The organism is Tannerella sp. (genome assembly GCF_052170195.1).
Classification (GTDB): Bacteria; Bacteroidota; Bacteroidia; order Bacteroidales; family Tannerellaceae; genus Tannerella.
Map to the genome: position 1 here is coordinate 1 of NZ_JBQNAZ010000075.1, position 6,203 is coordinate 6,203.

General features: G+C 48.1%; 5 protein-coding genes and 1 pseudogene. All 6 read right to left on the reverse strand.

Going from position 1 to position 6,203, the window contains the following annotated elements; translation table 11 throughout:
• Nucleotides 1-340, reverse strand: a pseudogene (locus ACTTKA_RS11885) (hypothetical protein); the annotation flags it as partial.
• Between the two features lie 65 nt (nucleotides 341-405).
• On the reverse strand, nucleotides 406-2,688 hold the full coding sequence (locus ACTTKA_RS11890) for a hypothetical protein (RefSeq protein ID WP_442725191.1): 2,283 nt from the start codon (nucleotides 2,686-2,688) through the stop codon (nucleotides 406-408).
• Entirely contained in the window at nucleotides 2,685-3,149 is a 465-nt protein-coding gene (locus ACTTKA_RS11895) for a DUF4280 domain-containing protein (RefSeq protein ID WP_442725192.1), read from the reverse strand. The genes ACTTKA_RS11890 and ACTTKA_RS11895 overlap by 4 nt, the downstream gene beginning before the upstream one ends.
• A 27-nt stretch (nucleotides 3,150-3,176) precedes the next feature.
• On the reverse strand, nucleotides 3,177-3,953 hold the full coding sequence (locus ACTTKA_RS11900; RefSeq protein WP_442725193.1) for a hypothetical protein: 777 nt from the start codon (nucleotides 3,951-3,953) through the stop codon (nucleotides 3,177-3,179).
• A gap of 81 nt (nucleotides 3,954-4,034) precedes the next feature.
• A complete protein-coding gene (locus ACTTKA_RS11905) occupies nucleotides 4,035-5,300 on the reverse strand; it encodes a phage baseplate assembly protein V (RefSeq protein WP_442725194.1) in 1,266 nt (421 codons plus the stop codon).
• 27 nt (nucleotides 5,301-5,327) lie between these two features.
• A complete protein-coding gene (locus tag ACTTKA_RS11910) occupies nucleotides 5,328-5,900 on the reverse strand; it encodes a contractile injection system protein, VgrG/Pvc8 family (RefSeq protein ID WP_442725195.1) in 573 nt (190 codons plus the stop codon).
• Nucleotides 5,901-6,203 lie beyond the last annotated feature (303 nt).

The window sequence follows — 6,203 nt, forward strand, 5'->3', positions numbered from 1 at the left end:
CATCATACCATTTGACTTCTCCGAACTTGGCATCTTCGTCTACCACCTTAACCAACTTCCCGTGACGGTTGAAATGCTCCCATAAACCGAATTTGACATTCCTTAGCTTTTTGCCACGATTGTGAATCATCCCGTTGGGATAAAAGTTTTTCAATATATAATATACATTATCATTTGCCGGAGCATATTCCTGTATTGAAGGCCAGCCGCCCGAATGTAATTTTATATACCATCCGTTATATTCTACCGCATTCCATCCCGTTTCTTTTTTAATCTTTTCGGCGTATGCGAAATCGAACCTTTCGACACAACCGATACTGTCTTTTTCGTTTGTTTTCATCTGTTTTTTTGTTTGTGCATAACCTGCGGTCAGGTTGATAAATAATAATAAATATCCGAGTATTCTCATTGGTTGATCATTATATTGATTGCTTCCCATTGCCACTCGAAAAGGCTTTTGCGTTCGACACCGACCCTATGGCTGTAATCCATCAGATTGTCCGTTTTTCCGTCTTCATACGTGTATTTCGCATGGGGTGAAATGCCGTCGAAAGTATGCGGAAGTCCTAAAGCATGCAGCAATTCATGAACCGGCGTAGTCTCTTCATGACCGCCAAAACAGAAAGTCAACTTCAAATTGTCTCCGTTTGCTTTTTTAACGGAAAAACCGGCTATTGAAGGACTGTTCACCGAGTTTGCTTGCACACATTCTTCAGGCAAAAAGAATATCCTGATATATCCGCTGCTGTCATTGTATCTTGACGGGATTTTAGACCGTAAGAGGGGGAGCAACGACCTGAAACGCATCTCGTAATTTACAACATATTTATCCTCTGTCGCTCTCCGAAAACAAGCATTCCGATACGCCTCCCGGTCTGCTTTCTTTTTTGTTAGGTCTATCTCCTCAAAGACGCCTTCGGCTTTTACATAAGCTTGAGACAGGTATTTATTTAACTCTCCCTGTTTCTCGAAAAAAGCAGTTGTATCTTTAATACTCTCTTCCGGTCTACCATTGATATCTGTTCTTACACTAAAGAACACCACCTTGATTTTGCGCCAATGAGCCTCGTCATTGGGCAGGATGCGCAACATGCCGCACAATTCGCGCAATACCAGCGGATAGCCTTCGATAACCTCCGGCAGAATACGTCCGTTCTCCTTATAAGCCATGATTTTGTCCGGCGCTTCGGCTATCCGAGGGATAGCATAGGCTTTCAGATGCACGGCGCGGTCGAACGGCCTGTGACAAGTGATTTCGATATGATAACCCGTATGCGGAAAGTCTACCGGCTGGCATACCTCAGGGTCTATGATGGACTGCTCTTTGACTCGGAAAGAGAGATGACCGTGTGTTTCAACGAGCGGATTGTCAAAAGCAAACAAGATGATTTTAGGCGATTGCCTGACATAGACCAAAAGCCTCAGATTCACCGTCTCACCTTCTTTTATCGTCATTACCGGAACAAGATATTCGTTTAACAGACCGCTGTAACCATCAAGGGTAATACGCACATAATCTCTTTTATGGTCGTCTGCCATCACCTGATCCGGAATAAAATTATCCCGTCCGCCGGCTCTTGCGTAACAGACTCCGGAGCCCGTACCGGAATTATTTCCTTTTTGAACCACCCTGTCAACAGATCTGCCCCCCTGTCTTACCGTCTCGTAATGCTTGCCCATTATGCCATCTTCGGGATACTCCCTTTCGCTGAAAGGATGGTCATTGAACTTATTGCATAAAAACGATTGATTGGTTCTGCTGTAAGTAACATACAGTCCTATATTATAGAGCTCCGTATCTCCCGTTCTGTACCATGAGAAGCCGAACGAGCCGTCGTAATCTTCCATCGGGCGGAAGTCGACACGGCATTCGGCATCGCCGGCATAACAGGCTTTCTTCGCAGAGCCGGGTTGGGCATAGACTTGCGAAAAAGCGGGAGGTGGCAGCCAGGGAGGCGAAACAGGAATATACGGGATGCTCGCCGTTTCTTCTATCTTTTTTCCATCTATCTGCCTACAGTTGACAACGATATCATTATGACTGTCGTCATGAAACGTGAAGGCTTCACAGGCCACATTATTTCGCAAAGCGACCACCCTTGTACGTCCGGTATTGAAAATACATTCCACCTCCTTACCATACAGTCCGCGAGTATGGATATGCAGATACACCGTCTCGTTTTTATATACCGAAGATGTACGGGGAACAGATGGCTCGCCGTACTCAGCCGTTTTCACATCGCTCCAATAAACGGATACGACCTTGGGTGCATCCGCTTCACCGCTCTTAATCTCTATCGCCGTTTCTATCGACAGAAGAGACGGATCCATTTTTATCTTTTTCTTTTCAGACTCCGGAGCCATCTGTAAAGAAAACGTAATACGCAAAAAGGCTCCGGCCAATTCTTCGGGAAATGTCATGTAAATCGGCGCCGATTCGCAGCTGTCGATAGCTTCAGCCATTACCTGCCGACTCTCGTCTTCCTCATGCATGGATATCGGATATATCCCCGTTATTTTGCTTAACGCGTATCCTTCTTCCTCCATGTAACACTGCACGTTCACCTTCTCCTTTTTTTTCAACGGACGTGTGAAAGTGAATCTTACAGGGATTTGCTCTTCGGCTCTAATCATGCGGATATTATTCCTCTCCCCGAATGTTACGGATTTTATGCCCAACTTTTTCATCTTTGTTGCAGTTTTGTTTTCACCTTTTCCAAACATCTTAACGGCTGCCCGTTTATCAGCTCTTCGCCCGTCGGATCCAATTGCTCTGCCAACGGATGAGCCGAAAGCGTTGCCGGCATGGGGATCTGCCCGTGATTTACAAAACGGATGCAACCGGGCACTCCCAAGGCACACGTGGCTTTGCTGCGAGAGGTCAGAAGCGTTGCCACACCGTTGACTTTGACTTTCGTGAACGTATCGCTCCATTCCACGACATTGGCTCTGCACGGTCTTGAAGGCCAAGAGGCCTTGCAAAGCGTAAACCCCGGAGGGTAAAACGCGTTACCCAGATTCATCGACGTGCCCGCAAGGCTCCTGCCGTTTATATGTGCAAAATGCTGGTCGGTTACTTTCATTCGTCCCGGCGTCGTGCCGAAAGCACACATGCATATCGCACCGTCTACTGCAAATTTTTCATCCATATTCCCCTGTCTTTCGTGTTTATTTATTCAATACAGCCATCTGTTTACCACACGTTCCGCTTCCGGATCGCGCTCTATGACGACCCGCCTGCGCATGTATGAAGATGCTTCGTCATTCATCAGTACGTTTACCGAAAGCTCGAAATGCTCGAAATCACCCTCTTTCGTTCTCATGCAACTCAGTTTGCCCTCCATCTTCCTCACTCTTTTGTTGTAAAAAGCCGGCATAACAGAATAGATATCGGGATTGTCGGGCACTGACAGGATAAAACTGTTTGTGTCCGATTCTTCTTCCTTGACGGCATAACACGTCGTTACATATCCGTATTCCGGGAAATCACGAAGAGCGAACTCCATCACGCCGTCTTTTTCGGGCAAAAAATAAAAGGAAACAAATGCATCGCGCCGAAGAACGTTCAAAAAACGCCGTTCATCGGCCAGATTCTCTTCGGAAGCTTTCAGATACTGCTCCACCTCGCCGGTCGGATAACGTTCCAACAGCTCCGCCTTTTTCTCCGCACGACGTTCTTTTATCGCACACATGTTTTCTATCCCGCGTATCTCTTTCTCTGCAGAGACTGAAAGATATACCGGATAAAGACTGTCCCCGATTTCCAGCCGGATCATGTCCGCGATGTTTTCCGGCGGGTTTTCGTTTATCATTACATCGCGCCGTCCCAGAAAGATAAAACGATATGCGTCCGGTGCCATCTTCTCGGCACGGATATCCATCACGGCACGGTAAGAGTAAAACGTATCGTCCGGCAGGATATGACGCACACAGACCTTATATGAATCGCTCAAGCGCTTAAAACCAAACATAATTCGCAAAATATAACTTATTCATATTCGTTTTATCTTATAAAAACAACAATGTGGAACCTGTTATTTGGCTATATACACATCCGTTCCGCTCTGTATCGTGATATCCGAACCGGACAGGATATCCGTCTTCTTACGGGCAGTAATCCTGACATTGCCGTTCGCATTCTCCAAAAGTTCTTCGCCCGATTGAATATTGATATTTCCCGTCACAGTCCGCAACTTCGCATGCTCATCCGCCCTGACATTCATCGACTTCCCGACAGACAGGCTGTGGTTTTCGCCTACGGTCTGATTAAATTCCGAACCCACGCTTTGTTGCGTATCCTTGCCCGACGAAAGCATCAACGATCTACTTGCCGATATTTCAATATCCTCGGACGTGATCGTTACTTTCTTGGGGGCATGAATTTTTATCTGCTCGCCCACAGTGTCTATCAGAATGATATTGCCCCCGCTATCTTTAATGGTGATCGATTGCTTGGCTTTCGAATCATTAAAGATGATCTGATGCTCGCTTCGGGTGATGATGGTCTTGATATGATTCCCCTTACCGCCACCCTGATTCTCCGCGTTCTCGCCGTGATACATGCTCCCGATCACTACCGGATGAGACAGATGTTGGCCGTCCAGGAAGTCGACAAGCACCGAGTCTCCTTTTTCCGGAATAAACACAAATCCGCGGTTCACGGGGCCCAGGCCTTTTCCTTTTCCTCCCGCATCAAGCGACATCATCGGGATCCACGTTTCGCACGTGCGCTCGTCGAACGGGAACTCTACCCGTACACGGCCCAGGCCTTTCGGGTCTTCGTTATCCCAAACCTTTACCTCGATCGGGTTAGGTGTAGGGATAGGAACCTCAGGCGTGGGAAGGTATTCCAGATCGGAGGGAAGCGCCTCGAACTCGCAACGGTAACGACCGTTCTGATCAAACTCGTGAAACGTCTTGTACACACGGTATGTCCCCATATCCGTGCCGCCCATGTTCTCCGGCATCTTGATCTGCACCAGACGGCCGATCCGTACGTCGCATGTCTTGCAGACTCCTCGGACGTACATCATCTTCGCACCGTCCGAGACCTTACGACGCTTGGCATGCTCCTTCAGACTACCCATATCCGACACGTAAGCCGTCGAAGGCGTATTGGGCTTGCGCATCGCCGTGAGCGTATCCGAACGACCGCTGATCGTCTCCAGAAGGCTCGTCGCGTTCTCGATCGAACCCGGGTCCTGCTGCTCCCACTTCTTGTTCTCCTCGCGCTTGTAGTAATATGTCGAGAATTGATTCGGAACCAGACGCGAGCAAAACTCGAACGAGCGAAGCTCCATATCGTATGTCAGGTCTACCTTCGGAAACTAGCGGTGAGGACCTATCACCAACTCCATACCCGAGTAGTAGAAACGTTCGAAGTATTGCCGGCACAGCCGTTGCAGGAAGCGCCAGTCGCTCTCGCGGTACTGAAGCGCGAAGTCGATATCCGCCTTCCACGCCGGGTCGTTCTCCGTCGACAGATTCAGCGTACCGTCCGTAATCGTGCCGAAGATCTCTTTCAGGTTCGTGCTGCTGTACGTCTGCATCATCTCGCCCCGTTCCAGTTCGACCGTCAGCGACTGACCCGTAAACGATACCGCGCCGTGCATCCCGTCGATCGCGATCATCTTCACGCTCGTAACGACCCCTACAAACATATACGCCTTCTCCGGCTGATCGGCATGCTGAAGGTCGATGGCCACCCGTTTGTTCGTCTTTTGCATAAACGCGTCCGGCGACTCGTGAAAGGCCGCGTCGAACGTGCGGTAGTCGATCAACACTTCGAAATCGTGATGCTGACCTATCTCCTGCGAGAGACTCAAGCGGATGAAATTCACCTGCTCCCCGGCGATGCTGACCAGTGCCTGTACCTCTGTTGTCCTGATATTCTTTGCCATATATTATCTCATTTATGTGTTTCCCTGTTTTTCGAAATTAATTGGCATATTTTTGTGTCTTCATGGCCTCATAACCATCCATCTACTCTCTATCTCTTGAAGAGCCTTACAACCGGACACAGCCGGATCACGTCAGTCACATCACCAAACGTACCATGCTTTCATCCTCCCTTAGTCCAAGCATGAAGTGAATCGATTTTCTCTACATCCTCTATCAAATTAAAGGTGAATATAAAAGCTTCTTTATTACAAATTTAGATAAAATCCTCGAGATTTTACACCGGGCAGATAAAAACACAAGGC

Excerpts from the sequence above, each read along its gene's own strand:
- ACTTKA_RS11890 (WP_442725191.1), bottom strand. The coding sequence starts at position 2,688 with ATGAAAAAGTTGGGCATAAAATCCGTAACATTCGGGGAGAGGAATAAT.
- ACTTKA_RS11895 (WP_442725192.1), bottom strand. The coding sequence starts at position 3,149 with ATGGATGAAAAATTTGCAGTAGACGGTGCGATATGCATGTGTGCTTTC.
- ACTTKA_RS11905 (WP_442725194.1), bottom strand. The coding sequence starts at position 5,300 with ATGGAGCTTCGCTCGTTCGAGTTTTGCTCGCGTCTGGTTCCGAATCAA.
- ACTTKA_RS11910 (WP_442725195.1), bottom strand. The coding sequence starts at position 5,900 with ATGGCAAAGAATATCAGGACAACAGAGGTACAGGCACTGGTCAGCATC.